Origin of the sequence: Amycolatopsis coloradensis (genome assembly GCF_037997115.1) — a bacterium.
Lineage (GTDB): Bacteria > Actinomycetota > Actinomycetes > Mycobacteriales > Pseudonocardiaceae > Amycolatopsis > Amycolatopsis coloradensis_A.
On the sequence record NZ_CP150484.1, the window covers coordinates 2958360 to 2983373 of the forward strand.

Genomic DNA, 25014 nt, shown 5'->3' on the forward strand with positions numbered 1-25014 from the left:
GTCGTGAGTGGTAATGAGGGTTAGAACGCTCATTACCACTCACGACCCCCGGCAAGGTGCCAGGCTCCTTGGCGACCTACTCCACCACCGACTCGGTCACGCCACCTTTGACTTACACCTCGACCGGCCGAGCCACGCGCGGCTAATCCGCCACGGCGTCCGAGATCCAGGGCGCCACCGGCAGATCCCGGTCCAGGCATTCGGCCGACAGCCGGATCGTCCAGCGCAGCGCCTGCAGCACGAGGCTGTCGACCTCGTCCGGCGCGGCGTTGGCGAGCGCGATCTCGACCTGTTCCTGCGCGGCCTCGCTGTTGCCGTGCACCTCGGCCAGCAGCGTGCGCACGGCCGTCCGCACGGGCGGGTCCGCCTGGTCGATCGAGACCTCTTCGCCGTCTTCGTCGAACACCTGGACCTTGACCGGCGCGCTGCCGCCGTCACCCAGGGTCGACACCATGGCGCTGCATTCACCGAAGAGCATCATCACGAGCTCTTTGGTCTCTTCGGAGCGGGCTTGGGGTTCGACGGCGGTCGGCATGAGCTCGTCGAGCGCCTCGGCGTCCTCCCCGAGGCTGATCGCCACGAGCGCGCGCTGCGCCTTTTCGACGAGCCTCCGCTCGTACTCGCTCCTGTCCGGCTCCACGTTCCTATCAAACACCAGAGGACGGAAAAGTGGGGATAGGCCGAAACCCGGACGTGGTCACTTGGCGGCGTAAAGTGCACCCAGCGCGAGGCGGCAGAGCATTTCGGCCAGTTCGCTGTCACCGAGATGGCGGTTGTACGGCGTCGAGTTGATCAACCCGAAGACCGCGTGCGCCGCCGACCGCGCCTGACGCTCGCCGATCCCGGGGACGGCGTCACTGATCGCGCGCACCCAGACCTCGACGTACTGGCGCTGCAGGGCCCGGACCTGTTTGCGGTCACTGTCGGTGAGATTGGCGAGGTTGCGTTCCTGGACGGTGATCAACGCGGGATGCGCGAGCGCGAAGTCGACGTGGAAGTCCACCAGTGCTTCGAGGACCTCGCCCGGCTCGTCCCGCTGGCTCGCCCTCGCCGTCCCGCCGTCGAGCAGATAGCGGCTGATCGAGTTCAGCATCTCGCCGAGGATGGCGTCCTTGCTGCGGAAATGCCGGTACAGCGCCGGACCCGAGATGCCGACGGCCGCGCCGATGTCGTCGATGCCGACGCCGTGGAAACCGTGGTGGGCGAAGAGCTCGGCGGCGGCGGCCATGATCTGTTCGCGCCTGTTCGCCTTCTCGCCGTTCACGAGTGGGGTGGGGTTCGCCGGCATCTGGCCATATTAAGGCCGCACAGCTCGAGGCACGCTTTTCCGCCGAGAGCTCATCATCACAGTAAGCGAGCGCTAACACGCCACCCTTACTTCCAGCCTGAGCCAAGCGGGTTACCTGGGGAAATGACCCTGTTGCGTGGGGCTACCACCTGGTAATGCTGTCTCTCGTTAACTTGTCACGAAGGAGTGACCATGGCCGTCCCTGCTCGGATCAAAGCTCTTTCCTTCACTCGTTTAGGTGCGGCCCTGGGGGTCGCTGTCCTTGCCACCCTCGGTCTCGCGGGCACCGCCCAAGCGGCGACCAACTACGTGGCGCTCGGTGACTCGTACTCGTCCGGCGTCGGTGCCGGCAGCTACGGGAACTCGGGCGACTGCATGCGCAGTGCCAACGCCTATCCCCAGCTGTGGGCCAACGCCCACGCCGGGACCACCTTCAAGTTCGTCGCGTGCTCGGGGGCGCGCACCGGCGACGTCCTCAACCAGATCGCGAACGTCACCTCCAGCGCCACGCTGGTGACGGTCTCGGTCGGCGGCAACGACGCCGGGTTCGCCGACGTCATGACCACCTGCACCACCGGCAGCGACCAGACCTGCATCAACCGGGTCAACACCGCGAAGACGTACGTGAACAACACGCTTCCGGGGCTGCTGAACAACGTCTACAGCAAGATCAAGGCGAAGGCGCCCGGCGCGAAGCTGGTCGTCCTCGGGTACCCGCGCTTCTACACCGTGCCGGGTTCGTGCTCGGTCGGGCTGAGCGACACGAAGCGCACCGCGATCAACTCGGGTTCCGACGCGCTGGCGTCGGTGCTCTCGGCCCGTGCCGCGGCGAACGGTGCGAAGTTCGTCGACGTGCGGGGCGCGTTCACCGGGCACAACATCTGCTCGTCGGCCGATGACTACCTGCACAGCCTCACCTGGCCGATCGTGAACTCGTATCACCCGACGGCCGCCGGTCAGCGGGGCGGCTACTACAACCCGCTGGTCTCCGCGATCGGCTGATCGTTTCGCGCGTGAAGGCCCCCTTCGCTCGGCTCAGCCGAGGGAAGGAAGGCGGCGAAGGCGTCGGACTGGCCGTCCGCGGTGGGAATGCTCAGCGTGGTTTCCCTACTCTGAAGGTAGGGAAGGAGGCCTTCACTACGCCGCCGACGGTGCTTGGCGAGACTCACGATCGCAGACTGCCCTGAGCAGACCGCCCACCGCACGCGAAACCTTTACCCGCCCCTCGATATCCGTCCTTGAGCGGGCGCGCACTTCTTGGCCTCCGCGGCGGCGTCCACAAGGGACTTCTTCGCCGCGCCGGAGGGGTGGAGGGTTGCCCTCAGCCGCAGCCGCCCATGATGCGGGCCAGTTCCCCGGGCAGCAGCGGGGGCTCCGGCAACGGATTCGCGGCGGGCGCCCGCATCCCGTCGAACAGCAGCGCGAGATGGCGGCGCCAGACCTCCGGCCGGACAGCCGCGGTCGCCTCCACGGTGCGCGCGATCCCCCAGGTCACGAAGGCCATGTCCGCAAGGGTGAAGTCCGCGCGCAGGGCGCCGCTCTCCTTGGCGCGTTCGACGATCCGGGTCATGAGTTCGTAGCCGCGTTCGAGGTCTCCGGTCTGCGGCGGACGCGTCGAAGCGAGTTCGTTGTAGCCGCGATCGGCGGCCTGCAACTCGCAGACCCGTTCGACGAAGGAGGTCAATCCGATCCAGGCGTCGTCGAGGGAAAGCGCGTGCTCGGCCAGCTTCGCGACGGTCTCGGTCCGGTCGGCGAACACGGCGTTCACCAGATCCGCGCGCTGGGGGAAGTGGTTGTACAGCGTGCCGATGCTGACGCCCGCGGTCTTGGCGATCTCTTCGAGCGCGACGTCGAGGCCACGCTCCGCGTAGAGCCCCCTGGCGGCCTCGACCAGCAGGTCGCGGTTGCGCTGGGCGTCCTTCCGCAGGGGTTTGGTCATGACGGCATCGTAGCCAAGTTGAAGGTGGCCTCAAGTTACGGGTATAAGTTGAGGAGACCCTCAACTTAAGTCTCCGGGAGGACATATGACCAAGACGCTCGCGATCTTCGGCGCCGGACCGGTGCTGGGACTTTCGCTCGCGCGTCGCTTCGGCCGCGAGGGCTTCCGCATCGCCCTCGTCGCGCGCACCACCGAGAACCTCGACGCGCTCGTCGCCGAACTCGACGGCGACGGCATCGAAGCGAGCGGGTTCGTCGCCGACGTCTACGAGCCGGCGCGGATCGCGGCCGCCGTCACCGCCATCGGCCGGATCGACGCGGTGGCGTTCAATCCCGGCGGCGGGACCATGGGCGAGGGCATCGTGCCGGTGCTCGACGTGGACCCGGAGAACCTCCGGCTCATCCTGGACCGTTTCCTGGTGTCCGCGGTGGCGCTGGTGCGGGCCGTGCTGCCGGACATGATCGAGCGCGGCGACGGCGCGATCCTGTTCACCGCCGGGCAGTCCGGCCTGCACCCGGCGCCCTTCCTCGGCAATGTCGGCATGGCGCAGGCCGCGCTGCGGAACTATTTCCACAACTTGAACGCCGTGCTCGCGGAGAAGGGGGTCTACGCCGGGGCCGTCAACGTCGGCGCGCTGATCGAGGGCAGCGTGCCGCATCGGGCGCTCACCGCGAGCCCCATGGACTTCGAGCCCGAGGTGATCCACCCGGACGTCCTCGCCGACGCGTTCTGGAAGCTCTACGCGACCCGTGAGGCGCCGGAAGCACTGGTCGGATCCTTCGGGAGGTGACCCTCATCCCCACGGGGTACGGGCGGATGTACCACTGTGGACGCACCGTTCGGGACCGCGGGACCGCGGCTCACCGCGTGGAGCATGGAGGATCCGGACGCCGTCGACAAGGCGGCGGCCAAGGTGATGTTCGAAAACACGGGTGCGTTCGTCATCGGCAGGACGTTGTTCGACGTGGGATCGGGCTGTGGGGCGAGGACGGGACGTGGGGGATGCCGGTGTACGTCGTCCCCCGTCGCCCCGGGCCCGATGTGGTGAAGGGGCCGACCCGGTTCTCGTTCGTCACGGGCGTCGAAGCGGCGCTCCGGCAGGCGAAAGAAACGGCGGCCGGGCGTGACGTCGTGATCGCGGGCGGGGCTTCGGTCGTCCGGCAGGCGCTCGCCGGTGGCTGGGGCGACGAACTGCGGCTGCACGTCGTGCCGGAGATGGTCGGCGGCGGTACCCGCTTGTTCGAGGGTATGAGGCCCGCGTCGCTCACCCAGGTGAGCGCGGCCGCGAGCAGGCACGCGGTCCATGTGACCTACCGCGTCGAGGGGCGCGGCTACTTCTCGACGGCGTAGGCCTCGATCTCTACCTTCATCTTCGGGTCGAGCAACGCCGACACCTCGACCATGGTGGCCGCGGGCAGCACGTCGGCGAAGGCTTCGCGGTGCGCCCGCGCCACTAGATCGGCGTCCTTGATGTCGGTCACGTAGGTGACCGTGCGCACCACGGCGGACAGGCTGGAGCCGGCCTCGCGCAGCGCGGTCTCGATGAGCGACAGCACGGCCGAGGCCTGCTCGTAGGCGTCGCCCGAGCGGGCGGGTTCACGCGCCGTGGTCCCGGAAACGTGGATGTGCTCGCCGACGCGCACCGCCCGGCTGTAGCCGAAGACCGGCTCGTAGTCGCCGCCGGAGGAGATGTTCACCCGTTCAGTCATGACCCGAACGAAAGCACAGGGGGTCCTGTACCGGAACACCGGTACAGATGTCGCCGAGCGCCTGCAGCGCGCTGGCCTCCATGCCGGCACCGACGTTGCTCTCCCGGATGAGCCGCAACGCGCGCGTCCCGTATTCCCACCCGGTCTCCGGGTCTTGGCTGGCCAGCGTGAGGTNGGCCGTGTACGCCGCGACCCGGCACCTCCTCACGGCGCTGGAGGTCTCCCATGTACATAGCCACCAGTAGGGGAGCGGACGCCGCGGCCGATGTCCCGAAGAGCGGCGTGAAACGGGCCGTCACCGGGAACGTCGTCGCGCTCGGCCTGGTCAGCCTGGTCACCGACATCTCGTCGGAGATGGTGACCGCGGTACTCCCGCTCTACCTCGTCCTCGGTCTCGGCCTCAGCCCGCTGCAGTTCGGCGTGCTCGACGGCCTCTACTCCGGTGTCACCGCCGTCGTCCGGCTCATCGGCGGGCATCTCGCGGACCGGTGGCAGCGGCTCAAGGCGGTCGCCTGCTTCGGTTACGGTCTCTCGGCGCTGGGCAAGATCGGCCTGATGCTGGCGGGTTCGTCCACCGTCGCGATCGGTGCCGTGCTCGCGGCCGACCGCACCGGCAAAGGCGTCCGGACCGCGCCGCGGGACGCGCTGATCACCTTGAGCAGCGAGCCGGAACACCTCGGCCGCGCGTTCGGTGTGCACCGCGCGATGGACACGTTCGGCGCGTTCCTCGGCCCGCTGGTCGCGATGGCCGTGCTGTGGCTCAGCCTCGGCAGCTACGACTCGGTGTTCTTCACCAGCTTCTGTATCGCCGCGATCGGCGTGATCATCCTGGTGGTGCTGGTCAAGGACCACCAGCCCAAGCCGCGAGCCGAACGGCCCAAGGTCGCCCTGCGCGAGACCGCGGGCCTGATCCGGCAGGCGTCGTTCCGCCGGATCTGCGTCTGGGCGGCACTGCTGGGCCTGGTCACCCTCAGCGACTCCTTCCTCTACCTCGTGCTGCAGCGCCGCTGGGAACTCGGCGCGGTCTTCTTTCCCTTGCTGCCGCTGGGAACCGCCGGTGTGTACCTGCTGCTCGCCGTCCCGTTCGGCAGGCTTTCGGACCGGATCGGCCGGTGGAAGGTGTTCCTCGGCGGGCACGTCGCGCTGGTCGTCGCGCTGCTGGCGCTGCTCGGGCCGGTGGACGGCGGCATCCTCGCGGTGCTGGCGCTCGTGCTGCACGGTGTCTTCTACGCGGCCACCGACGGTGTCCTGATGGCCGCCGCCGGGCCGCTGCTGCCCGAGCACCAGCGGGCGAGCGGGCTGGCGCTGGTGCAGACCGGGCAGGCGACCACGCGGATGCTCGCGTCCGTCCTTTTCGGACTCGCCTGGACCACGTGGGACCTGCACGCCGCGGTCCTGGTCGCCGCGGGCGCGCTGGCCGTGGTGGTCGTCGCCGCTGCCGTGCTCCGTCCTTTGCGGACACACGCATGAGGACGCGCGATCTCCCTCGGCTCAGCCGAGGGAAGGGGGCCTTCACGCGCTATTCGGTGAAGTCGCCGGTGGCCTTGCGGACCTTCGTGAGCAGGTCGGTCAGCTGCTCGGTCTGCTTGCCGGTGAGCCCGGTCAGCCCGAAGTCGATTTCGGTGACCGCCTTCGTGGCCTCTTCGCGGCGTGCGCGGCCTTCGTCGGTGATCTCGACCAGCGTGGTCCGGCGGTCGGTCGGATGCGGCACGCGCTTGACCAGGCCGTCCTTCTCCAGCCTGTCGACGATGTTGGTCACGCTCGTCGGATGCAGTTGCAGCCGCTCGCCCATCACGCGCATCGGCAGGCGGGACGCGCGGGCGAAGGTCAGCAGGACCAGCGCCTCGTACCGGGCGAAGGTCAGCCCGTGCGGTTTGAGCGCACCGTCCACCGCGGACTGGATGATCTGTTGCACGCGCATGATCCCGGTCACCGCGGCCATGGTCTCGGACGGCCCGATACGGGCCTCCCACAGCTGCGCCGCGCGGGCGATCGGGTCGAACGGCAACGGACGGCTCATGGCGCTCGAAGTTACCAGCGGGTACCCGTGCCACGCCGCACCACCGGGTGTTATGCGTGGGAAAAGCGTCTGAACGAGGAGCAGAACATGATCGTGGCCTTCAGTGTCAGCCCGTCCGCGGCCGAGGAAGACGGCGGGGTCAGCGAAGCGGTCGCCCGTGCGGTGAAAGTGGTCCGCGAGTCCGGCCTGCCCAATTCGACCAACGCCATGTTCACGAACATCGAGGGTTCGTGGGACGAAGTGATGGACGTCGTCAAGCGGGCCGTCGAGGCGGCGGGCGAGGGTTCGTCGCGGGTCGGGCTGGTGCTCAAGGCCGACATCCGGCCGGGTTACGAGGGGCAGCTGACCGCGAAGGTGGAGCGCGTCGAGAAGCACCTGAGCGAATGAGTCAGGGGAGTGGCGGGGTGAACGAGACCAGCCACAGCTTGTCCTTGACCGCGATGGCCACCGGATAGCCGAAGGAACTGCCGTCGCCCAGTTTCCCGCTGACGGTCGCCGAAGTCGGCGCGAGATCGTCCGGGGCGAACTTCACCTTGACGTCGTGGGCGCCACGGTCGGCCAGCGCGTCGATATAGGACTTCGCGAAGTCGCCCGCCGAAGCGGGCGGATAGTCGATGAGTTCGGAGAGGGCCTCGACGTCGTGTTCGTTGAGCGCGGCGGTGAGGCCCTCCCGGAGTTGCCCGGGACTGGCGACACCGGGGTCGGGTTGATGGGCGATCAGGACCGTGATGACGCTCACCCACGTGATGGCGATCGCGATCGCGACTGCCACCGTGGCCGTCCTGCGTGTCGGAATGTCGATCACCCCCTCGTGGCGAGCCTGCCGGAACGTGACCGTCCTGCCAAGCGGGCAGCCGGGGGCATGCGGTGAAACGCTCGGGGATGCGTGCCAGGATGGAACCGTGACACACCCACGCGGATCAGCATCGAAGACGGCGGCCCTCTCCGCCGCGCTTTCCGGCGCGGTCGACCTTTCCGCGCTCAAGGCGCGTGCCGAGGCGCCCCAGAAACAGCCTCCTGCCCCACCTCGTCCGACAGACGGTGCCACCCCCGCCGTGGGTGGCGCCGTGATCGACGTCACCGAGGCGACGTTCCAGGCCGAGGTCGTCGAGCGCTCCCTGCAGCAGCTGGTGGTCGTCGACCTGTGGGCCGAATGGTGCGGCCCGTGCAAACAGCTCAGCCCGGTGCTGGAGCGCCTCGCCGCCGAGTCCGGTGGTGCCTGGGTGCTCGCGAAGGTGGACGTCGACGCCAACCCGCGCATCGCGCAGCTCTTCGGCGCGCAGTCCATCCCGACGGTCATCGCCATCGGCGGCGGCCAGCCGGTCGACGCGTTCTCGGGCGCGCTGCCCGAACCCGAGATCCGCAAGTGGCTCGGCTCGCTGCTCGACGCGCTGCGCGACCGGCTGCCGGGCATCAAGGCCGCCGAGCAGAACGGCGGCGGTGTCGAGGTGCCGGAGGATCCGCGGTTCACCGAGGCCGAAGAGGCCTTCGAACGCGGTGACTTCGCCGCGGCGCAGGCGGCCTACGAGCGCATCCTCGACGTCGAGCCCGCGAACGAGGAAGCCAAGACCGCGCTCGCGCAGGTCAAGTTCACCGCTCGCGCCGAGGCCGCGGGCCCGGACGCGATCGCGAAGGCCGACGCCGACCCGGCCGACCTCGACGCCCAGCTCGCCGCCGCCGACCTCGAAGTCGCGGGGCAACAGCCCGAGGCGGGCTTCGCGCGGCTGATCGCCGTCGTGCGGCGTACCGCGGGCGACGAGCGCAACAAGGTTCGGGAGCACCTGGTGGCGCTGTTCGACCTGTTCGACTCGGCGGACGAGCGCGTCATGAAGGCGCGGCGGGATCTGGCGAGCGCGCTCTACTGAGGTTCTTTCGGTACATGAAGGCCCCCTTCCCGTCGGCGATGTCGTCCAGCGCCTGGTCCAGGTGCGTGGGTTGCGGATCACGGACGTGTTCGAGACCCATATCCACAACGACNCCGGCGGCCAGCAGATCCGCGTACCGGCGCTGGACGCGACGGCCTTCCGCGCCGAGCCGGGTGCCCGCGGCACCGACCACCAGCCGCCGCACCAGGCCGGGATGGTCGGCGGCGAACTGCAACCCGAGGCAACCCTGGCGGCATGCTTTCCGCCAGGGCGTCCCTCCTTGTTTTCACTCTTTCGGCTGTCTCGCTCTGTGGGAGATTCCGGCATAAGGGTGGTGCGGCTACGGCTACCGGGCTACGGCCGGTAACCTTCCGCTGCTGGCGTTTTCTTGCGGATGGGCCATCCGGACTGCCGGTGGCCTGGTCTACGGAGGTGTGTGGATGCGGCTCGCGGTGATCCCAGGAGACGGGATCGGGCCCGAAGTGGTCTCCGAGGCGCTCAAGGTGCTCGGTGAGGTCGTACCGACTGCGGAGATCACGAACTACGACCTCGGCGCCGCCCGGTGGCACTCCACCGGCGAGCTGCTCCCGGAGTCGGTACTCGGTGAACTCCGTCAGCACGACGCGATCCTGCTGGGCGCGGTGGGCGACCCGACGGTGCCGAGCGGCATTCTGGAGCGCGGGCTGTTGCTGCGCCTCCGGTTCGAGCTCGACCACCACGTGAACCTGCGCCCCGCCCGGTTGTACCCGGGGGTGCGCGGACCGCTCGCGGAGGCGGGCGAGATCGACATGGTCGTCGTGCGTGAAGGCACCGAAGGCCCGTACGCGGGCAACGGTGGCTTGCTGCGCAAGGACACCGAGAACGAGATCGCGACGGAGGTCAGCGTCAACACGGCGTTCGGCGTCCGGCGTGTGGTGACCGACGCGTTCAACCGGGCCGAGGCGCGGCCCCGCAAGCACCTGACGCTCCTGCACAAGACGAACGTGCTGGAGTACGCGGGTTCGCTGTGGTCGCGGATCGTCGAAGAGGTCTCGCTGGAGCACCCGGAGGTGACCGTCGCGTACTCCCATGTGGACGCCGCGACCATCCACCTGGTGACCGACCCGTCCCGCTTCGACGTCGTGGTGACGGACAACCTGTTCGGCGACATCATCACCGACCTGGCGGCGGCCGTGACCGGCGGCATCGGGCTGGCGGCGAGCGGGAACCTCGACATCACCCGGCGGAACCCGAGCATGTTCGAGCCGGTGCACGGCAGCGCGCCGGACATCGCGGGCCAGGGTCTCGCCGACCCGACCGCCGCGGTGCTGTCGGTGTCGCTGCTGCTGGACCACTTGGGACAGAAGGAAGCGGCGCGGCGGATCGAGGCCTCGGTGGCCTTCGACCTCGCGACCCGCGACCAGGCGTCGCCCGGTGCGACGCACGCGATCGGTGACCGGCTGGCGGCACTGGTGTCGTCGAACGTGCGCCCGGTCACTCAGTAGTTCTTTTGCTGAAGGGCCCTTCGCCGCATCTCACGCGGTGAAGGGCCCCTTCGTCGCATCCAAGGGCTTTGGTTGCGCGGGTCGTGAGTGGCGATTCGGGTTCTAACCCGAATCGCCTCCCTACCTTGAGAGTAGGGAAGGAGGCCTTCACGGAGCGTCCATGGAGGAGAGAGCTGTGTCAGGAAGCTTCGGCGGCCGTGGTGGGGTCGTCGGCGGTGCCGAGCGCGTTGCGGAGCCACTGCTCCACCCCCGCCACGTGCACGGTCGCCCAGGAACGCGCGAGTTCGGGCTCACGGGCCGCGATGGCCTCGTAGATCGCCGTGTGCTGCTCGCGGGTTTTCGCGACGGCGCCCTCCTGGGTGAGCCCGCGCCAGATGCGGGCCCGCGCGGTGGGGCCGGACAGGCTGTCCAGCAGGGAGCACAGCACCGGATTGCCGGAGCCGTCGGCGATCTTGCGATGGAACTGCAGGTCGTTCGCGACCAGCGCCTCCACCGTCGGCGAGTCGGCCAGTTCGTCGAGCAGGCGGCCTAGTTCCTCGATGTCCTCGTCGCTCATGTGCATCGCGGCCAGCGCCGTCGCCGCCGGTTCGAGGATCCGGCGCACGGCGAGGAAGTCCAGCACGGTGTCGTCGCGGTGGAAGTCCACCACGAACGTCATCGCGTCGAGGAGGAGATTCGGTTCGAGGCTGGTGACGTACGTTCCGTCGCCCTGGCGGACGTCGAGCACGCGGATCAGGCACAACGCCTTCACCGCTTCGCGCAGCGAACTGCGGGACAGACCGAGCCGCTGGGCCAGTTCGGCCTCTTTCGGCAGCCTGTCGCCCGGAGCAAGCTCGCCGGAGATGATCATGTCCTTGATCTTGTCGATCGCGACATCGGTGACCGGCATGTTCCACCGCCCTCCCCGAAGACCTCGGATGTTTGAGTGTTAGTTGACAGAGTGCCATGTTTCGAGTCGAGGAGGCGCGGTGACCCACGGTGTCGCACTACAAAGAGTGGCGCTCCACACCCGGTTGAAGCCGGGCAAGGAGGCCGAATACGAGTCGGTCCACGCCGTGATCCCGCCTGAGCTGGACGAAGCCCTGCGCGGTGCGGGCGTGCGTTCGTGGCGGATCTGGCGGGACGGGCTCGACCTGTTCCACGTCGTGGAGGTCGAGGACTACGCGAAGATGCGCGCGATCCTGCGCGACCACCCGGCCAACATCCCGTGGCAGGCACGGATGTCGGAACTGCTCGACGTCGAGGACGACTACTCGGGCGACGATTCGGGGCTCGGCCTCGTTTGGGAGCTTCCGTGAAGATCCCCCTGTCCCCGCTGGGGCTCGGCTGCGCGCAGCTGGGCAACCTGTACCACGCCATCACCGACGAGACGGCCCAAGCGACCGTCCGGCAGGCGTGGGACGAAGGCATCCGTTACTTCGACACCGCCCCGCACTACGGTCTCGGGCTGTCGGAACGGCGGCTGGGCGCGGCGCTTTCGGCGTATCCCCGCGCGGATTTCGTGGTCTCGACGAAGGTCGGCCGCGTGCTGGAACCCGATCCCGGCGGCGCTTCGCGCACCGACTCGCAGGGTTTCGTCGTTCCCGCCGCGTACAAACGCAGATGGGACTTCAGCCGCGACGGGATCCTCCGGTCGCTTGAGGACAGTCTGGAACGGCTGGGGCTCGACCGCGTCGACGTCGTCTACGTGCACGACCCGGACGAACACTTCGAGGACACCGTCAACGGTGCGTTCCCCGCGCTGCTCGAACTACGGGAGCAGGGTGTCGTCGACGCCATCGGGGCAGGGATGAACCAGGCGCCGATGCTCACGGAGTTCGTCCGCCGGTTCGATCTCGACGTGATCCTGCTGGCCGGCCGGTACACCCTGCTCAACCAGCCCGCGCTCGACGACCTTCTTCCGCTGTGCGCGGAACGCGGCGTGGACGTGGTGGCGGGCGGGGCGTTCAACGCCGGGATCCTCGCCACCGCGTCGCCGGGCACGATGTACGACTACGCCGAGGCCCCCGCCGAACTGGTGGAGCGCGCCCAGCGGATCGCCGACGTCTGCGCGCGGCACGGTGTCGAACTCCCGCAGGCCGCGCTGGCGTTGCCCGCCGCGCATCCATCGGTGGTGTCCGTCGTCGTCGGCGCGCACGATCCCGGCCAGGTCCGGCTCAACGCCGAACGGTTCCGGCGTCCGGTGCCACGCGAGGTGTGGACGGACCTGATCCGTGCGGGACTGTTGCGTGAGGACACCGTGCTGCGACAGGAGGGACGGCCGTGATCGACGCGCACCATCATCTTTGGGATCCCGCGCGGCGGGACTACCCGTGGATGACCGGTACGGCACTGGAACCGATCCGCCGTCCGTACACAGTGGACGGTCTGCGCACGGTGACGAAGGCGGCGGGGGTGAAGGGGACCGTGCTGGTGCAGACGGTCTCGTTGGAAGAGGAGACGCGCGAGTTCCTCGCGGCGGCTCAGGCCGAGCCGCTCATCGTGGGCGTCGTCGGCTGGACCGACCTCACCGCGCCCGGCGTCGCCGAGCGCGTGGCGTCGTTTTCCGGGCCGTTGGTGGGAATCCGGCATCAGGTGGAGGACGAGCCGGACCCGTCGTGGCTGACGCGGCCCGAGGTCATGCGTGGTCTCGCCGCCCTCGGCGAGGCCGGGCTGGCGTACGACCTGCTGGTGAAGCCACCGCAGCTCCCCGCCGCGCTCGCCGCCGCGAAAGCGTTGCCGGACCAGGTTTTCGTGCTCGACCACGCCGCGAAGCCACCGATCGCCACGGGCGAATGGCAGCCGTGGGCCGATGGTCTCGCGGCCTTGGGGGAGCTGGACAACGTGTACTGCAAGCTTTCGGGGCTGGTGACCGAGGCCGACTGGGCGCGGTGGGAGGTCGGGCATCTGACGCGCTGGGCCGAACACGTACTGGAGTCCTTCGGGGCTTCGCGGCTGATGTTCGGCTCGGACTGGCCGGTCTGCGAGCTCGCGGCGGCGTACGAAGTCGTCGTGGACACCGCTTTTTCGCTGACGGGCTCGCTGAGCGACGGTGAGCGGCTGGAGTTCTTCGACGGCACCGCGAAGCGCGCTTACCGGCTTCCCGCCGCGGGTACCCGGCCCTCATGACGACAGCACCGTTCGAACCGAACCCCCACACCGGGGAAGTCCGTATCGCGGCCGCGGACGCCGGACCGGGCGCACCGGAGCCCGCCGAAGGCTTCGGCCCCGTCGACAACGAGGACGACACGTCCGTTCCCCCGGATGACGAGGACCAGTGAGCCGGCTGGATGTGCCGAAACCCACGTGCCGCACCGGTTTGGCCGATGGCGGGGCGGGTATCGAGTGCTCGTGACTTCCTCTATGGAGAAAGAACCCGGCGCGGGTTCGCTGCCGATCGCCGGTGACCACGGATGATCGTCGTGGCTCTGGTGATCAGCGCGGTCGCGCTCGTGGTGGCCCTGGTGGCGGTGCGCGTCGCCTTCGTCGCCCATCGCAGGGCGACGGAGTCGCGCACTCAGGCAAGGCGGGCCACCGCCCGCGCCGACTCGCTCAGCGAGCGAATACGTGACGAGGCATTCCGGGCGGAACCGGATCCATCGGTGATCGCGAAGTTGCTCCGGGCGGTCGGCGTCGCCGAACTGCGGCGGTGAATCGCTCCGAGCGGAAGAAGTGGGCGGCGCGGGGTCCGGGCGCCTGAGAGCCGCCGATCGACGATCTGCGGCAGGGGGACGAAAGATCAGAACTCGTCCTGCTTGACCATCGTCCGCAGGCGGGCCAGTGCGCGGTGCTGCGTCACGCGCACGTTGCCGGCGGAGATCCCGAGCGCCTCGGCCGTTTCGGCGGCGGAAAGGCCGACGGCGATGCGGAGGGCGAGGATCTCCTGCTGCACCCGCGGCAGGGTGGAGAGCAGGCGGCTGAGCCGGGCACCGAGGTCCAGGTGCAGGGCGTGCGTTTCGGGTTCGTTGTCGCCGATGGGCCGTTCCGGCAGTTCCGGGACCGGCTCCGACCGGTCGCGGGAGACCGCGCGGTAGGCGTCCGCGACTTTGTTGGCGGCGATGGCGTGCACGAGGTAGAGGAACGAGCCGCCGCGATCCTGATAGCCGGGCAGCGCCTTCAACACCGCCATGCACACTTCCTGCGCGACGTCGTCCGCCGACAGGTAGGACAGGTCGCGGCCGCCCATTCTGGCGCGGCAGTAGCGGACCACGACGGGGCCGATCATCCGCAGGAGGGACTGGATCGCGGCGGGATTCCCGTCGCCCGCGTCCTTGACGAGGGGGTCGAGGTCCTCCTTCGTCAGCCGTCCGCCCGGTCGAGGCAGGTTCTCCGGAGTCGTGTATCCGGGGACCGCATCGGGGGTGACGGTTCTGGACGCGCTGGAAGTTGCTTGCATGGTCGTCCTCCCCGGCCGACCCTGCGACCGTCGCTGTCGAGGGGTCAACACTCCGTAACGATTGAGGGCGGCAGATGCTCCGTAAGATCAGATTCATCTGCCGCCGTTGCGACGCAGCGTAATCGTAGGCGTCGATCGGACGGCAGTAAAGATTTCAACTAGAGATAGCCCATTCGCCGGAGTCGGCTTAATACAACCGAGACTCTGCGCCGGGAAAACGGGCTCCGAGGTTGCTGGACGTGCGCGCCACTTAGCGCACCGCGATCAGCGCGACCGCTGTCGCTACGACGAGTGCCGATGCCGTGACAGCAACGACTCTGTTAAGAGGTTTCGGGGTTCCCGGGCGGCGCAGTGCTCGTTCACGGATCGCGCCGGTGGCGACCAAGGTGATCACCATGGCGCCCGCGAACGCGACCGGGACGACCGCCGTCCCCCAGCCCCGCCGGGCCGCTGTGTGCAAGAGCAGGAGTGTGCAGGCAGTAGCCGCGAGCGCGGTCCGGCGCCACGCCAGCCCGGTCCGCTCCGCTTGCGCTCCGTGATCGCGCGGGCTCACGAAAAGACCACGAGCGCCGCCGCCGTCAGGGTGATCGCGAGGATCCCGGCGGTCAGCAGGATCAGCATCCCGCTCTTCGGCAGCGGCCGTCCCGCGCGCATCGCGCTCTGCACCTGCCGCCAGCGTGGATACGCGCTCGCCGCGACGACGGCGGCCAGCAGGACGCACAATCCCGCCAGGACGGTGCTCAACGCGCTCGGGTCGGGAACCAGCTGATGGACGGCGACGCCGCCGGCCAGTAGGCCGAGGGCCGTCCGGAGCCAGGCGAGGAAGGTCCGTTCGTTGGCGAGCGTGAATCGGTAATCGGGTTCGGAGCCGCCGTCGTGCGGGCCGTTGATCTCTGCCACTTGAAGGAGACTAGGCGTTCCGGCGCGCGAAGACCCACCAGCGAAGGACCGCGAAGCGCGCGACGCCGCCCACGACGCTGGCCGCGAGCAGGGCGCCTGTCTGTTCCAGTGCGGTCGGCTCGGTGATCACCGCGTCGAGCGACGCGAGCACGATCGAGCCGTACGCGGCGTAGAAGGCGAAGGTCACCAGATCCTGGAAATGCCGTTTGCCCGCGTTGCTCTTCCGGGTGGCGAAGGTGACCCTGCGATGGAATTCGGTGTTCCCGACGGTCGTGACCGCGAGCGCGACCAGATTGGCGAACTGGGGGCCGAGGATCGGCTGCAGGACAAGGAACAACACCGCCTGCAGGCCGGTGGCGGCGACGCCGGCGACGACGTACCAAGCGGCATGGTTGCCGAGTTCGTGATGCCGCTCCGGCGCGCGCCGGATGATCCGGTGCCCTGGCGCCCACCTGGTGGTGGTCATACCGACGACGCTACTCCTAGTTTTACAAACTTGTGAAGGTAATGAACCGCCTGAGAAACTGTGATCCCCGCGACAGCGCCGCCGTTTGGCCTGCGGAGACGCCGGGTAAGCCACAGGGACCGGGTCGAGTACAGCACGCCCCGGCCAACGTCCGACCAGGAGGGAGCGGCCGATGAGCGACCGGGAGACCGCGGAGCCGGAAACGTTGGATCCCAGCGAGGCACTCGACGAGGACGAACTCCGCGTCGACCCGCTCGAAGAAGGCGTAGAACCGCCCGAGCGCTGGAGCGGGGCAGACCGCTTCGGGACAACGCCCGCGGAGATCCGCGAAGGGGAGTCGCACGCCATGCGGCTGGCCGAGGAGGAGCCGGACGTCGGCGAGAAGTGATCTTCACTCAGACGGCGGGCTGTGCCGACAGCCCCTAGCGTGGTCGGTCAAGTGCAAGACCGCGACGAAGGAAGGGCAGAGATGCTGACAGTCACCGAAGCCGCCGCCGAGGCGATCACCGCACTGACCGGCCAGGAGAACGGCCAGGATGGGGGCGGACTGCGGTTCGCGATGCATTCCCAGCAGGGGGACAGTCCCCAGCTCGCGGTTTCCGTCGCCCCCGAACCTGAAAGCGGCGACAAGGTACTCGGCGCCGACGGCGGCCCGAAGGTGTTCTTGGAGCCGGAAGCCGCCGCGTTGCTCGACGACAAGGTGCTCGACGTCCAGCAGGACGAAACCGGCGAAGTCGCCTTCGCCGTACTCCCGCAGGCTCAGCCCCAGCCTGGCAGCTGAGCCAGGCGGGTCTTAAGTCCGGGCCCAGGCGCGGACCAGCTCGCCGGCCCGCTCGCGCAGGAGTTCCGCCGCGTGCGCACGCGCGTGGTCGAGCGAAGGCGCGTGGTCGATCAGGGCGGCGCTGCCCACGACCCCGAGGCCGGCGAGCTGGCTCTGGTCCAGCTGGATCCGTCCGGCCAGCACCATCAGCGGCACCGCGTGCTCCTGCGCGCGGGCCGCGATGCCCGCCGGAGCCTTGCCGTCGAGGCTCTGCTCGTCCAGCGAACCCTCGCCGGTGATGACGAGGTCGGCGCGTTCGATGGCGTCGGCGACCCCGGTGAGCCCGGCGATGAGCCGGAAGCCGGATTCGACGCTCGCGCCGAGTCCCGCGATCGCGCCGGCGGCGACCCCGCCGCCCGCGCCCGCCCCGGGAAGATCGGAGACATCGGGGGCCCCGGCGTTCCGCAACGCCTGCGCCCAGCGGGACAGGGACTCGTCCAGTCGCTCGACCTCGCGCGGGCCCGCGCCTTTCTGCGGGCCGAAGATCGCGGCCGCGCCACGGGGCCCGAGCAACGGGTTCGTCACGTCGGTGGCGACGGCGACGTCGACGGAGCCGAGCCGTTCGCGCACCGGGCCGAGTTCGGCCAGTGCGACACGGCCCAGCGTGCCGCCGCCGAGCCCGACCGGCGCGCCGAACGCGTCGAAGACCCCGGCACCCAGCGCCGCCAGCATCCCGGCGCCGCCGTCGGTGCTCGCCGTTCCGCCGACGGTCAGCACCAGGCGTCGCGCGCCGTTGTCGAGCGCGTGCGCGAGGAGTTCGCCGACACCCCAGGTGTGCGCGGCCAGCGCCACTTCCGGGCTCGGCTCCACGAATTCGATGCCGCACGCGCGGGCCGATTCGATGTAGGCGGTTCCGTCGAGCATCACGTAGCGCGCGTCGACGGTGTCGTCGAGCGGACCGCGGACCGGGAGTTCCACGAGATGGCCACCTGCCGCGACGAGGACGTCGAGCGTTCCTTCGCCGCCGTCGGCGACCGGACAGGAGGAGACCTCGGCTCCGGGCAGCGCGTCGCGGACGCCGTGGGCGATCGCCTCCGCGGCCTCGACCGCGGTCAAGCTTCCCTTGAACTTGTCGGGCGCGATGACCACGCGAGTCATGGACGAACCTCCGTCAGCGGGTTTCCGCCGGTGAGCACCGACGCGACGTTCTCGGCCGCGAGCACGGCCATGGCGGTACGGGTCTCGACCGTCGCCGATCCCAGATGCGGCGTCAAGACGACGTTTTCACGGTTCAGCAGGCGTGGTTCGATCTCGGGTTCGGCCTCGAACACGTCGAGGCCCGCTCCGGCGATCTCGCCCGCTTCGAGCGCGTCCGCCAGCGCGGCCTCGTGGACGACGGGGCCACGTGTGGTGTTGATCAGGTACGCGCCCGGTTTCATCGACTTCAGCGCGTCCGCGTCGATGAGGTGCCGGGTCTCGGGCGTCAGCGGGCAGTGCAGCGACACGACGTCGGAGCTTCTCACCAGTTCGCCGAAGGACACGTACTCCGCGCCCAGGGTCTTCTCGACGTCTCCGGCGGCCCGCGATCGTCCTGAGTAGACGATCCGCATGCCGAAACCCAGTGCCCGCCGCGCGACCGCCTGCCCGATCTGGCCGAGCCCGACGATCCCGAGTGTCTTGCCCCGCAGCGAGGAACCGAGCAGGAAGCCCAGATGGAACGACCAGGGGGTGCGCGAGCGGAGCAGCCGTTCGCCCTCGCCGAGCCGCCGCGTGACCGTGAGGATCAGCCCGAACGCCAGATCCGCGGTGGCGTCGGTGAGCACACCGGGGGTGTTGGTGACGGTGATCCCGCGCTCCGACAGCGCCGCGACGTCGACGTTGTCGTAGCCGACGGCCACGTTCGCCACGACCTTCAGCTCCGGGCCCGCCGCGTCGGCGACCTCGCCGTCGAGCCGGTCGTGCAGCATGCCGACGATCGCGGACGCACCCCGGACGAACTCGAGCAGTTCGTCCCGCGTCAGCGGGCGGTCGGCGCGCGACAGTTTCACCTCCCCGGCTTCGGCGAGCACTTTCAGCGCTTCGTCGGGGATCCACCGGGTCACCGCGATCTTCGAGGTCACCTCCTCAGCCTAGTGTGCGCCGGTTGGTATCCCAAACATGGAAATCCCCGCTATGAGGGAGACGCTTCCCCTGCGCGGGGGAGTCGTCACCCTCGGACGCCCCGGGATGGTGATGAGCGCGGAAAAGTTCCGCGAGCAGGGGATTCCGGGGGTGGAACATGAAACGATCACGAGAACTCGCCGCCGTCGGCGTCGCGGCCAGGACGTCCGGTTCGCCTTCGACGCGCACGGTCTCTTCCCGAAAAGCCGGGGGACGTTCCGGGTGAGTCACGTCGGCGGCGGGTTCTCCGCCTGCTTCCGGGGCAGGATCGACTGCCTTGTCGTCGGCGGCCCGGTCGCCGTGGTCACCGGCATCGTCGAGGGCACGGACGTCCCCGGCCTCAAGGACCGCCGGGTCGGGATGACGGTGTTCGACAACGGCAGGCGCGACAGGCTCGGTTACAGCTGGGGTCCTGATCCCGAGCACAAGTCCGTCGTGCCGCCCTGTATGAGCAGTGCTCCGTTCGAGACGGTCGAGACAGGGGACTACAAGGCCGTCGAATGGTTCCCGCCCGGCAGTGGGATCAGCTGAGCCGGAGTCCTTTCCCGGCGGTGCCGGACTGGATCCCACCGCTGTCGTCGCGGTGCGTGTGTCATGAAAGGGGTGTTCGGGACGAAAAGTGTCCTGAACGCCCCTTTCATGACGTCCGGCGGTGATCGTCGCCCAAAGAAGGAGTGCGCGGGCCTGCCGAACCATGCTATGTTCATATGCAGAACATGTGTGCGCGATACGAACAAGCCGGGAGTGGGGATGGCTGAGCTGCTGTCGTTGAAGGAGGCCGTGGCACGGCTGGTGCACGACGGGGACACCGTCGCGCTGGAGGGCTTCACGCACCTCATCCCCGTGGCCGCCGGTCACGAGATCATCCGCCAGCGCCGCACCGGCCTGACTTTGATCCGCATGACCCCGGACATCGTCTACGACCAGCTCATCGGCGCGGGCTGTGCGAGCAAGCTGATCTTCTCGTGGGGTGGCAACCCCGGAGTCGGCTCGCTGCACCGGTTCCGTGACGCGGTCCAGCATTCCTGGCCGGTACCACTGGAGATAGAGGAACACAGTCACGCGGGCATGGCGAATCGGTACGTCGCCGGTGCCTCAGGCCTGCCGTTCGCCGTCCTGCGCGGGTACACCGGCACGGATCTCGCCGCGCACACCGACACGATCAAACCCATCACCTGCCCGTTCACCGGTGAGCGGCTGGCCGCCGTGCCCGCCCTCAACCCGGACGTCACGATCGTCCACGCCCAGCGCGCGGACAGGTCCGGCAACGTCCAGATCTGGGGGATCACCGGCGTGCAGAAGGAGGCGGTGCTCGCGGCGAAGCGGTCACTGGTCACCGTCGAGGAGGTCGTGGACGAGCTGGAGCCGCGGCCGGGCGCGATCGTGCTGCCGTCGTGGGCCGTCACCGCCGTGGCCGAGGTGCCCGGCGGCGCGAGGCCGTCGTACGCGGCGGGTTACTACGAACGGGACAACGACGCCTACCAGTCATGGGACGCGATCGGCCGGGACAGGGAGAGCTTCACCCGCTGGCTCGACGAGCTGACGGGAGTGAAGGCATGACCGAGTACACCTCCGACGAGATGATGAGCGTCGCCGCCGCTCGCGCGCTCGGCGACGGGATGTCCTGTTTCGTGGGGATCGGCCTGCCGAGCACGGCCGCCAACCTGGCCCGCCGCGGGCACGCGCCGAACCTGACGCTCATCTACGAATCCGGTTGCCTCGGAGCCAAGCCGAGCAGGCTCCCGTTGTCCATCGGCGACGGCGAACTCGCCGACACCGCGGACGCCGTGGTCAGCGTTCCCGAGGTCTTCAACTACTGGCTCCAGCCGGGCCGGATCGACGTCGGTTTCCTCGGTGCCGCCCAGCTCGACAAATTCGGCAACATCAACACCACCGTCATCGGCCCGGACTACGCCAATCCCAAGGTGCGCCTGCCGGGGGCGGGCGGCGCACCGGAGATCGCCGCCTCCTGTCGCGAGGTGTTCGTGGTGCTCCGGCAGAGCACCCGCACGTTCGTCGAGAAGGTCGACTTCGTGACCTCGTTCGGCCACGGCACCGGCAAGGGCGATCGCGAGCGCCTCGGTCTCCCCGGCGCCGGGCCGACGCTGGTGGTCACCGACCTCGGCCTGATGCGGCCGGACCCGGAGACCTCCGAGCTCACGCTGACCGAGCTGCACCCCGGGGTCGAGGTCGATCAGGTCGTCGCGGCGACCGGGTGGAAACTGAAGGTGGCAGGCGACCTGGGAACCACCCCGGCGCCGACCGAGGCAGAACTCCGCATCCTCCGAGACCTCACAAGGGCGAGCGCATGACCGACGTCTTCCTGTTCGACGCCATCCGTACCCCGTTCGGCAAGTACGGCGGCGCCCTGTCCGGGGTTCGCCCGGACGACCTCGCGGCCACCGTCCTGCGGGCGCTGGCCGAGCGCAACGACCTCGACCCGGCCACCGTCGACGAGGTGGTGCTCGGTGACGCCAACGGCGCGGGCGAGGACAACCGGAACGTCGCGCGGATGGCGGCTCTGCTCGCGGGCTGGCCGACGTCCGTGCCCGGTGCCACGGTCAACCGCCTGTGCGGATCCGGCCTCGACGCCGTCATGCAGGCCAGCCGGTCGGTCCAGGTCGGCGACGCCTCGCTCGCCGTCGCGGGCGGGGTGGAGTCGATGAGCCGCTCGCCGCTGGTCATGCAGAAACCGGAGAAGGCCTTCCCTGCGGGCAACCAGACCCTGTACTCCACCGCGCTGGGCTGGCGCATGGTCAACCCGAAGATGCCCGAGCAGTGGACGGTCTCGCTCGGTGAGTCCACCGAGCAGCTCGCCGAGCGCTACGGCATCGGCCGCGACGAACAGGACGCGTTCGCCGTCCGCAGCCACGTCAACGCCGCCCGCGCCTGGGACGAGGGGTTCTACGACGACCACGTCGTCCCCGTCGAGGGAGTCGGACTCACTCGCGACGAAGGCATCCGGCCCGATTCCAGCCCGGAAAAGCTCGCGAAGCTGAAACCGGTCTTCCGTCCACAAGGGACGGTCACGGCCGCGAACGCGTCGCCGTTGAACGACGGCGCCTCCGCGCTGCTGCTCGGTGACGAGGCAGCGGGGAAGCGGCTCGGCAAGGCCCCGCTGGCCCGGATCGCCGGCCGGGGTGCGGCGGGCGTCGACCCGGACGTCTTCGGCATCGGCCCGGTGCGCGCGGCGGAGGTCGCCCTGGAGCGGGCCGGGATCGGCTGGGAAGACCTGGCCGCCGTCGAACTGAACGAGGCCTTCGCCGCGCAGTCGCTGGCCTGCCTGCGGGACTGGTCGAAGCTCGACCCGGAGATCGTCAACGTGAACGGCGGCGCGATCGCGATCGGGCATCCGCTGGGCGCCTCCGGCGGCCGGATCCTCGGCACGCTGGCCCACCACCTGCGCCGCACCGGCGGCAGGTGGGGCCTGGCCGCCATCTGCATCGGCGTCGGCCAGGGGCTGGCCGTCGTCCTCGAAGCCCAGTGACCCACTGACCCGCGCTGGAGGGAACAGCATGTCCGCACCCGCAGAACTGAGGCTCCCGCGCTATCGGCGCGATCCGGAGGGCACACATCCGCCGCTCGACTACGCCGGCTATCGGTCGACGGTGCTGCGGCACCCGAAAGAGCCGTTGATCGTGCTCCCGCATCTGCTGACCGAGGTCACCGGCCCCGCGCTGGGGCCGGGCCGGATCGGCGAGTTCGACAACGACCTCACCAAGGGGCATGCGGGGGAACCACAGGGCCAGCGGATCATCGTCACCGGACGCCTGCTCGACGGCGACGGGCGGCCGATCCGCGATTCGCTGGTGGAGATCTGGCAGGCGAACGCGGGGGGCCGGTACCGGCACACCGGTGATCGCTGGCCGTCGCCGCTGGACCCCAACTTCGACGGCGCGGGCCGGACGCTCACCGACTCCGAAGGGCGTTACACCTTCACCACCATCAAACCGGGCGCGTACCCGTGGAAGAACCACGACAACGCCTGGCGGCCGGCGCATATCCACTTCTCCGTGTTCGGCAGCGCGTTCACCCAGCGGCTGGTCACCCAGATGTACTTCCCGGAAGACCCGCTGTTCTCGCAGGACCCGATCTTCAACTCGATCCCGGACGAGAAGGCGCGGCAGCGGATGATCGCGCGCTTCGACCTCGACCGCACGGAAGCCGAGTGGGCGCTGGCCTTCCAGTTCGACATCGTCGTGCGCGGCCGCGAGGCTTCGGTCTTCGAAGACGAGGAGGACGAGCACTGATGCCGGAGACGACGCCTTCCCAGACCGTCGGCCCGTACCTGTCCATCGGCCTGCCCTGGCCGGACGGGCCGGACGTCGTCCCCGCGGACGAGCCTGCCGCGGTCCGGATCCACGGCCGCGTCCTCGACGGCGCGGGAGAACCCGTCCCGGACGCGATGATCGAGACCTGGCAGGCCGACGCCGGCGGCCGGTTCGATCACCCCGACGACCCGCGCGGGCCGGTCGCGAGCGGGTTCCGGGGCTTCGGACGCTGCCCCACCGATCCGGGCGGCAACTACGAGATCCGGACGATCATGCCCGGTTCGCTGCCCGGTCCGGCGGACAGCACGCAGGCGCCGCATATCGACGTCTCGGTGTTCGCGCGCGGACTCCTGCACCGGGTGGTCACCCGGATCTACTTCGAGGACAACGACAACTCCGGGGATCCGGTGCTGGCGTCGGTCCCGGAGGCCCGCCGGGGCACCTTGGTCGCCACCAAGGCCGGAGACGGCTACCGGTTCGACATCCGGTTGCAGGGCGAGGGAGAGACGGTGTTCTTCGATGTCTGAGCCGGTGAAAGTGCACAGTTCGGTGAAAGTGCACAGTTCGGTGAAAGTGCACAGCGTCGCGGAAGGGCCCGCGGACGGCCCTGCCGTGGTGTTCAGCGGATCGCTCGGCAGCGATCACCGCATGTGGGAGCCGCAGGTGAAACCCTTGGTGGAACAGGGTTTCCGGGTGATCCGATACGACAACCGCGGGCATGGCGCGTCACCTGTCCCGCCCGGTCCGTACACCCTCGCGGAGCTCGGCGGTGACCTGCTCGCACTGCTCGACGAGCACGGTGCCGAGCGGGCTCATTTGGTCGGGCTCTCGCTCGGCGGGATGACCGGGATGTGGCTGGGCGTGAACGCGCCGGACCGGATCGCGAGCCTCGTCCTGTGTTGCACGTCCGCGAAGCTCGGGCCGCCGAGCATGTGGGCGGACAGGGCGAAGACGGTCCGCGAGAAGGGCACCGCCGCGGTCGCCGAGGCCGGGGTCGGCCGCTGGCTGACCGCCGGTTACGCCGCCGCCCACCCCGAGCGGGCCGGGTATCTGCGCGAGATGATCGCGAGCGTCCCCGCCGAGGGCTACGCGTCGTCCTGCCAGGCCATCGAAACGATGGAACTCGTCGGCGACCTGCCCAAGATCGCGGCTCGGACCCTGGTGATCGCCGGGGCCGAGGATCCGGCCACCCCGGTCGAGCACGCCGAGGTGATCGCGGGCGGCATCCCGGACGCGCGGCTCGAAGTCGTCGAAGGCGCCGCGCATCTCGGGAGCTTCGAACAGCCCGAGCGGTTCACCGCGTTGATCCTCGAACACCTGGAGGCCGCCCGATGACCGACGACACGTACGAGACCGGCATGAAGGTGCGCCGCGAGGTCCTCGGGGACGCGCACGTCGATCGGGCGGTCGCCCGCACCACCGAGTTCAGCCGCCCGTTCCAGGACTACATCACCCGGGGCGCCTGGGGGTCGGTCTGGTCGAGGGACGGGCTCGACCGCAAGACCCGCAGCTGCGTCACCCTGGCCGCGCTCACCGCGCTGCACGCCCACGACGAGCTCGCGATGCACGTCCGTGCCGCCGTCCATAATGGACTCACCGCGCGGGAGATCTCCGAGGTCCTGCTGCACACCGCCGTTTACACGGGTGCCCCGGCCGCCAACACCGCGTTCGCCGTCGCCCAGCGGGTCCTGGCCGAACTCGGTGAGCCTGCCGCCCAGGAAAAGGGAGGCCGCTAGGACGTGTCCGGTGACTCTGTCCGCGGTCTTCGCGCCCAAGC

Annotated in this window: 34 protein-coding genes and 1 pseudogene; 22 read left to right on the forward strand and 13 right to left on the reverse strand. The window is 69.4% G+C overall.

Annotated elements, in window-relative coordinates:
* Positions 1 to 142: 142 nt before the first annotated feature.
* Both LCL61_RS14050 and LCL61_RS14055 read right to left on the reverse strand, forming a co-directional pair.
* The gene (locus LCL61_RS14050; RefSeq protein WP_340687231.1) at positions 143 to 640 is read right to left on the reverse strand and encodes a hypothetical protein; all 498 of its coding nucleotides are present in this window, start codon (positions 638 to 640) and stop codon (positions 143 to 145) included.
* A 57-nt stretch (positions 641 to 697) separates the two neighbouring features.
* Positions 698 to 1288, reverse strand: a complete 591-nt coding sequence (locus tag LCL61_RS14055; RefSeq protein ID WP_340687232.1) for a TetR/AcrR family transcriptional regulator — start codon at positions 1286 to 1288, stop codon at positions 698 to 700.
* Positions 1289 to 1480: 192 nt separating this feature from the next.
* Between LCL61_RS14055 and LCL61_RS14060 the strand changes: the two genes are divergently transcribed.
* Positions 1481 to 2290: an SGNH/GDSL hydrolase family protein gene (locus LCL61_RS14060; protein ID WP_340687233.1), complete on the forward strand. Its 810-nt coding sequence runs from the start codon at positions 1481 to 1483 to the stop codon at positions 2288 to 2290.
* 319 nt (positions 2291 to 2609) lie between these two features.
* On the opposite strand, the gene LCL61_RS14065 is transcribed toward LCL61_RS14060, so the two are convergent.
* Positions 2610 to 3227 (reverse strand): TetR/AcrR family transcriptional regulator, encoded by a 618-nt coding sequence (locus LCL61_RS14065; protein ID WP_340687234.1) that lies wholly within the window; start codon positions 3225 to 3227, stop codon positions 2610 to 2612.
* 85 nt (positions 3228 to 3312) lie between these two features.
* On the opposite strand from LCL61_RS14065, the gene LCL61_RS14070 reads away from it, so the two are divergent.
* On the forward strand, positions 3313 to 4017 hold the full coding sequence (locus LCL61_RS14070) for an SDR family NAD(P)-dependent oxidoreductase (RefSeq protein ID WP_340687235.1): 705 nt from the start codon (positions 3313 to 3315) through the stop codon (positions 4015 to 4017).
* Between the two features lie 212 nt (positions 4018 to 4229).
* A complete protein-coding gene (locus LCL61_RS14075) occupies positions 4230 to 4577 on the forward strand; it encodes a dihydrofolate reductase family protein (RefSeq protein ID WP_340687236.1) in 348 nt (115 codons plus the stop codon).
* Here the strand turns inward: LCL61_RS14075 and LCL61_RS14080 are convergent.
* Positions 4559 to 4936 carry a RidA family protein gene (locus tag LCL61_RS14080; protein ID WP_034309296.1) on the reverse strand — a complete coding sequence of 126 codons (378 nt, stop codon included), beginning with the start codon at positions 4934 to 4936 and terminating at the stop codon, positions 4559 to 4561. The genes LCL61_RS14075 and LCL61_RS14080 overlap by 19 nt on opposite strands.
* Positions 4937 to 5161: 225 nt before the next feature.
* Between LCL61_RS14080 and LCL61_RS14085 the strand changes: the two genes are divergently transcribed.
* Complete coding sequence (locus LCL61_RS14085) at positions 5162 to 6406, forward strand: MFS transporter (RefSeq protein ID WP_340687237.1); 1245 nt, start codon at positions 5162 to 5164, stop codon at positions 6404 to 6406.
* A 49-nt stretch (positions 6407 to 6455) separates the two neighbouring features.
* Here the strand turns inward: LCL61_RS14085 and LCL61_RS14090 are convergent, their stop codons facing one another.
* Positions 6456 to 6956: a MarR family transcriptional regulator gene (locus tag LCL61_RS14090; RefSeq protein WP_340687238.1), complete on the reverse strand. Its 501-nt coding sequence runs from the start codon at positions 6954 to 6956 to the stop codon at positions 6456 to 6458.
* A gap of 87 nt (positions 6957 to 7043) precedes the next feature.
* Between LCL61_RS14090 and LCL61_RS14095 the strand changes: the two genes are divergently transcribed.
* On the forward strand, positions 7044 to 7343 hold the full coding sequence (locus LCL61_RS14095; protein WP_005167823.1) for a thiamine-binding protein: 300 nt from the start codon (positions 7044 to 7046) through the stop codon (positions 7341 to 7343).
* Position 7344: 1 nt separating this feature from the next.
* Here LCL61_RS14095 and LCL61_RS14100 read toward each other — a convergent pair whose 3' ends face one another.
* On the reverse strand, positions 7345 to 7761 hold the full coding sequence (locus tag LCL61_RS14100; protein ID WP_340687239.1) for a hypothetical protein: 417 nt from the start codon (positions 7759 to 7761) through the stop codon (positions 7345 to 7347).
* A gap of 97 nt (positions 7762 to 7858) precedes the next feature.
* Between LCL61_RS14100 and LCL61_RS14105 the strand changes: the two genes are divergently transcribed.
* Together LCL61_RS14105 and LCL61_RS14110 are read left to right on the forward strand one after the other, a co-directional pair.
* Positions 7859 to 8821, forward strand: a complete 963-nt coding sequence (locus LCL61_RS14105; protein WP_340687240.1) for a tetratricopeptide repeat protein — start codon at positions 7859 to 7861, stop codon at positions 8819 to 8821.
* 440 nt (positions 8822 to 9261) lie between these two features.
* The gene (locus tag LCL61_RS14110) at positions 9262 to 10305 is read left to right on the forward strand and encodes a 3-isopropylmalate dehydrogenase (RefSeq protein ID WP_007031599.1); all 1044 of its coding nucleotides are present in this window, start codon (positions 9262 to 9264) and stop codon (positions 10303 to 10305) included.
* Positions 10306 to 10483: 178 nt separating this feature from the next.
* On the opposite strand, the gene LCL61_RS14115 is transcribed toward LCL61_RS14110, so the two are convergent.
* Entirely contained in the window at positions 10484 to 11194 is a 711-nt protein-coding gene (locus LCL61_RS14115) for a FadR/GntR family transcriptional regulator (protein WP_034321224.1), read from the reverse strand.
* 106 nt (positions 11195 to 11300) lie between these two features.
* Here LCL61_RS14115 and LCL61_RS14120 point away from each other — a divergent pair, with 106 nt between their 5' ends.
* From LCL61_RS14120 to LCL61_RS14140, 5 genes are all read left to right on the forward strand, one after another.
* Positions 11301 to 11603 (forward strand): L-rhamnose mutarotase, encoded by a 303-nt coding sequence (locus LCL61_RS14120; protein ID WP_425342042.1) that lies wholly within the window; start codon positions 11301 to 11303, stop codon positions 11601 to 11603.
* The gene (locus LCL61_RS14125) at positions 11600 to 12571 is read left to right on the forward strand and encodes an aldo/keto reductase (RefSeq protein WP_340687242.1); all 972 of its coding nucleotides are present in this window, start codon (positions 11600 to 11602) and stop codon (positions 12569 to 12571) included. Before LCL61_RS14120 ends, LCL61_RS14125 begins: the two co-directional genes overlap by 4 nt.
* Positions 12568 to 13413 (forward strand): amidohydrolase family protein, encoded by an 846-nt coding sequence (locus tag LCL61_RS14130; RefSeq protein ID WP_340687243.1) that lies wholly within the window; start codon positions 12568 to 12570, stop codon positions 13411 to 13413. Before LCL61_RS14125 ends, LCL61_RS14130 begins: the two co-directional genes overlap by 4 nt.
* Positions 13410 to 13565, forward strand: a complete 156-nt coding sequence (locus tag LCL61_RS14135; RefSeq protein ID WP_340687244.1) for a hypothetical protein — start codon at positions 13410 to 13412, stop codon at positions 13563 to 13565. Before LCL61_RS14130 ends, LCL61_RS14135 begins: the two co-directional genes overlap by 4 nt.
* Before the next feature lie 132 nt (positions 13566 to 13697).
* On the forward strand, positions 13698 to 13937 hold the full coding sequence (locus LCL61_RS14140; protein WP_340687245.1) for a hypothetical protein: 240 nt from the start codon (positions 13698 to 13700) through the stop codon (positions 13935 to 13937).
* Positions 13938 to 14023: 86 nt separating this feature from the next.
* Here the strand turns inward: LCL61_RS14140 and shbA are convergent, their stop codons facing one another.
* The 4 genes from shbA to LCL61_RS14160 form a co-directional block, all read right to left on the reverse strand.
* Positions 14024 to 14680, reverse strand: a complete 657-nt coding sequence (gene shbA / locus LCL61_RS14145) for an RNA polymerase sigma factor ShbA (protein WP_233621370.1) — start codon at positions 14678 to 14680, stop codon at positions 14024 to 14026.
* 250 nt (positions 14681 to 14930) lie between these two features.
* Positions 14931 to 15233: a DUF202 domain-containing protein gene (locus LCL61_RS14150; RefSeq protein WP_340687246.1), complete on the reverse strand. Its 303-nt coding sequence runs from the start codon at positions 15231 to 15233 to the stop codon at positions 14931 to 14933.
* The gene (locus tag LCL61_RS14155; RefSeq protein WP_340687247.1) at positions 15230 to 15580 is read right to left on the reverse strand and encodes a YidH family protein; all 351 of its coding nucleotides are present in this window, start codon (positions 15578 to 15580) and stop codon (positions 15230 to 15232) included. The genes LCL61_RS14150 and LCL61_RS14155 overlap by 4 nt, the downstream gene beginning before the upstream one ends.
* A 10-nt stretch (positions 15581 to 15590) precedes the next feature.
* Positions 15591 to 16046, reverse strand: coding sequence for a GtrA family protein (locus LCL61_RS14160; protein WP_340687248.1), 456 nt, complete (start codon positions 16044 to 16046; stop codon positions 15591 to 15593).
* Between the two features lie 172 nt (positions 16047 to 16218).
* Here LCL61_RS14160 and LCL61_RS14165 point away from each other — a divergent pair.
* Both LCL61_RS14165 and LCL61_RS14170 read left to right on the forward strand, forming a co-directional pair.
* Positions 16219 to 16419 (forward strand): annotated as a pseudogene (locus tag LCL61_RS14165) (hypothetical protein); the annotation flags it as partial.
* Between the two features lie 96 nt (positions 16420 to 16515).
* The gene (locus LCL61_RS14170) at positions 16516 to 16827 is read left to right on the forward strand and encodes a hypothetical protein (protein ID WP_005153325.1); all 312 of its coding nucleotides are present in this window, start codon (positions 16516 to 16518) and stop codon (positions 16825 to 16827) included.
* Positions 16828 to 16839: 12 nt separating this feature from the next.
* Here LCL61_RS14170 and LCL61_RS14175 read toward each other — a convergent pair whose 3' ends face one another.
* Together LCL61_RS14175 and LCL61_RS14180 are read right to left on the reverse strand one after the other, a co-directional pair.
* A complete protein-coding gene (locus LCL61_RS14175) occupies positions 16840 to 17964 on the reverse strand; it encodes a glycerate kinase (protein ID WP_340687249.1) in 1125 nt (374 codons plus the stop codon).
* Positions 17961 to 18926: a D-glycerate dehydrogenase gene (locus LCL61_RS14180; protein WP_340687250.1), complete on the reverse strand. Its 966-nt coding sequence runs from the start codon at positions 18924 to 18926 to the stop codon at positions 17961 to 17963. Before LCL61_RS14180 ends, LCL61_RS14175 begins: the two co-directional genes overlap by 4 nt.
* A gap of 37 nt (positions 18927 to 18963) precedes the next feature.
* On the opposite strand from LCL61_RS14180, the gene LCL61_RS14185 reads away from it, so the two are divergent.
* The 8 genes from LCL61_RS14185 (at position 18964) to pcaC (ending at position 24973) form a co-directional block, all read left to right on the forward strand.
* A complete protein-coding gene (locus LCL61_RS14185) occupies positions 18964 to 19497 on the forward strand; it encodes a hypothetical protein (protein WP_340687251.1) in 534 nt (177 codons plus the stop codon).
* Between the two features lie 219 nt (positions 19498 to 19716).
* On the forward strand, positions 19717 to 20526 hold the full coding sequence (locus tag LCL61_RS14190; protein WP_340687252.1) for a CoA transferase subunit A: 810 nt from the start codon (positions 19717 to 19719) through the stop codon (positions 20524 to 20526).
* Positions 20523 to 21278, forward strand: a complete 756-nt coding sequence (locus LCL61_RS14195; RefSeq protein WP_340687253.1) for a CoA-transferase subunit beta — start codon at positions 20523 to 20525, stop codon at positions 21276 to 21278. Before LCL61_RS14190 ends, LCL61_RS14195 begins: the two co-directional genes overlap by 4 nt.
* Positions 21275 to 22453, forward strand: a complete 1179-nt coding sequence (locus LCL61_RS14200; protein ID WP_340687254.1) for a thiolase family protein — start codon at positions 21275 to 21277, stop codon at positions 22451 to 22453. The genes LCL61_RS14195 and LCL61_RS14200 overlap by 4 nt, the downstream gene beginning before the upstream one ends.
* A gap of 28 nt (positions 22454 to 22481) precedes the next feature.
* A complete protein-coding gene (gene pcaH, locus LCL61_RS14205) occupies positions 22482 to 23216 on the forward strand; it encodes a protocatechuate 3,4-dioxygenase subunit beta (RefSeq protein WP_340687255.1) in 735 nt (244 codons plus the stop codon).
* Positions 23216 to 23764 (forward strand): protocatechuate 3,4-dioxygenase subunit alpha, encoded by a 549-nt coding sequence (gene pcaG / locus LCL61_RS14210; protein WP_340687256.1) that lies wholly within the window; start codon positions 23216 to 23218, stop codon positions 23762 to 23764. The genes pcaH and pcaG overlap by 1 nt, the downstream gene beginning before the upstream one ends.
* A complete protein-coding gene (gene pcaD / locus LCL61_RS14215) occupies positions 23757 to 24572 on the forward strand; it encodes a 3-oxoadipate enol-lactonase (protein WP_340687257.1) in 816 nt (271 codons plus the stop codon). The genes pcaG and pcaD overlap by 8 nt, the downstream gene beginning before the upstream one ends.
* Positions 24569 to 24973 carry a 4-carboxymuconolactone decarboxylase gene (gene pcaC, locus LCL61_RS14220; protein WP_340687258.1) on the forward strand — a complete coding sequence of 135 codons (405 nt, stop codon included), beginning with the start codon at positions 24569 to 24571 and terminating at the stop codon, positions 24971 to 24973. The genes pcaD and pcaC overlap by 4 nt, the downstream gene beginning before the upstream one ends.
* Positions 24974 to 25014: the final 41 nt, after the last annotated feature.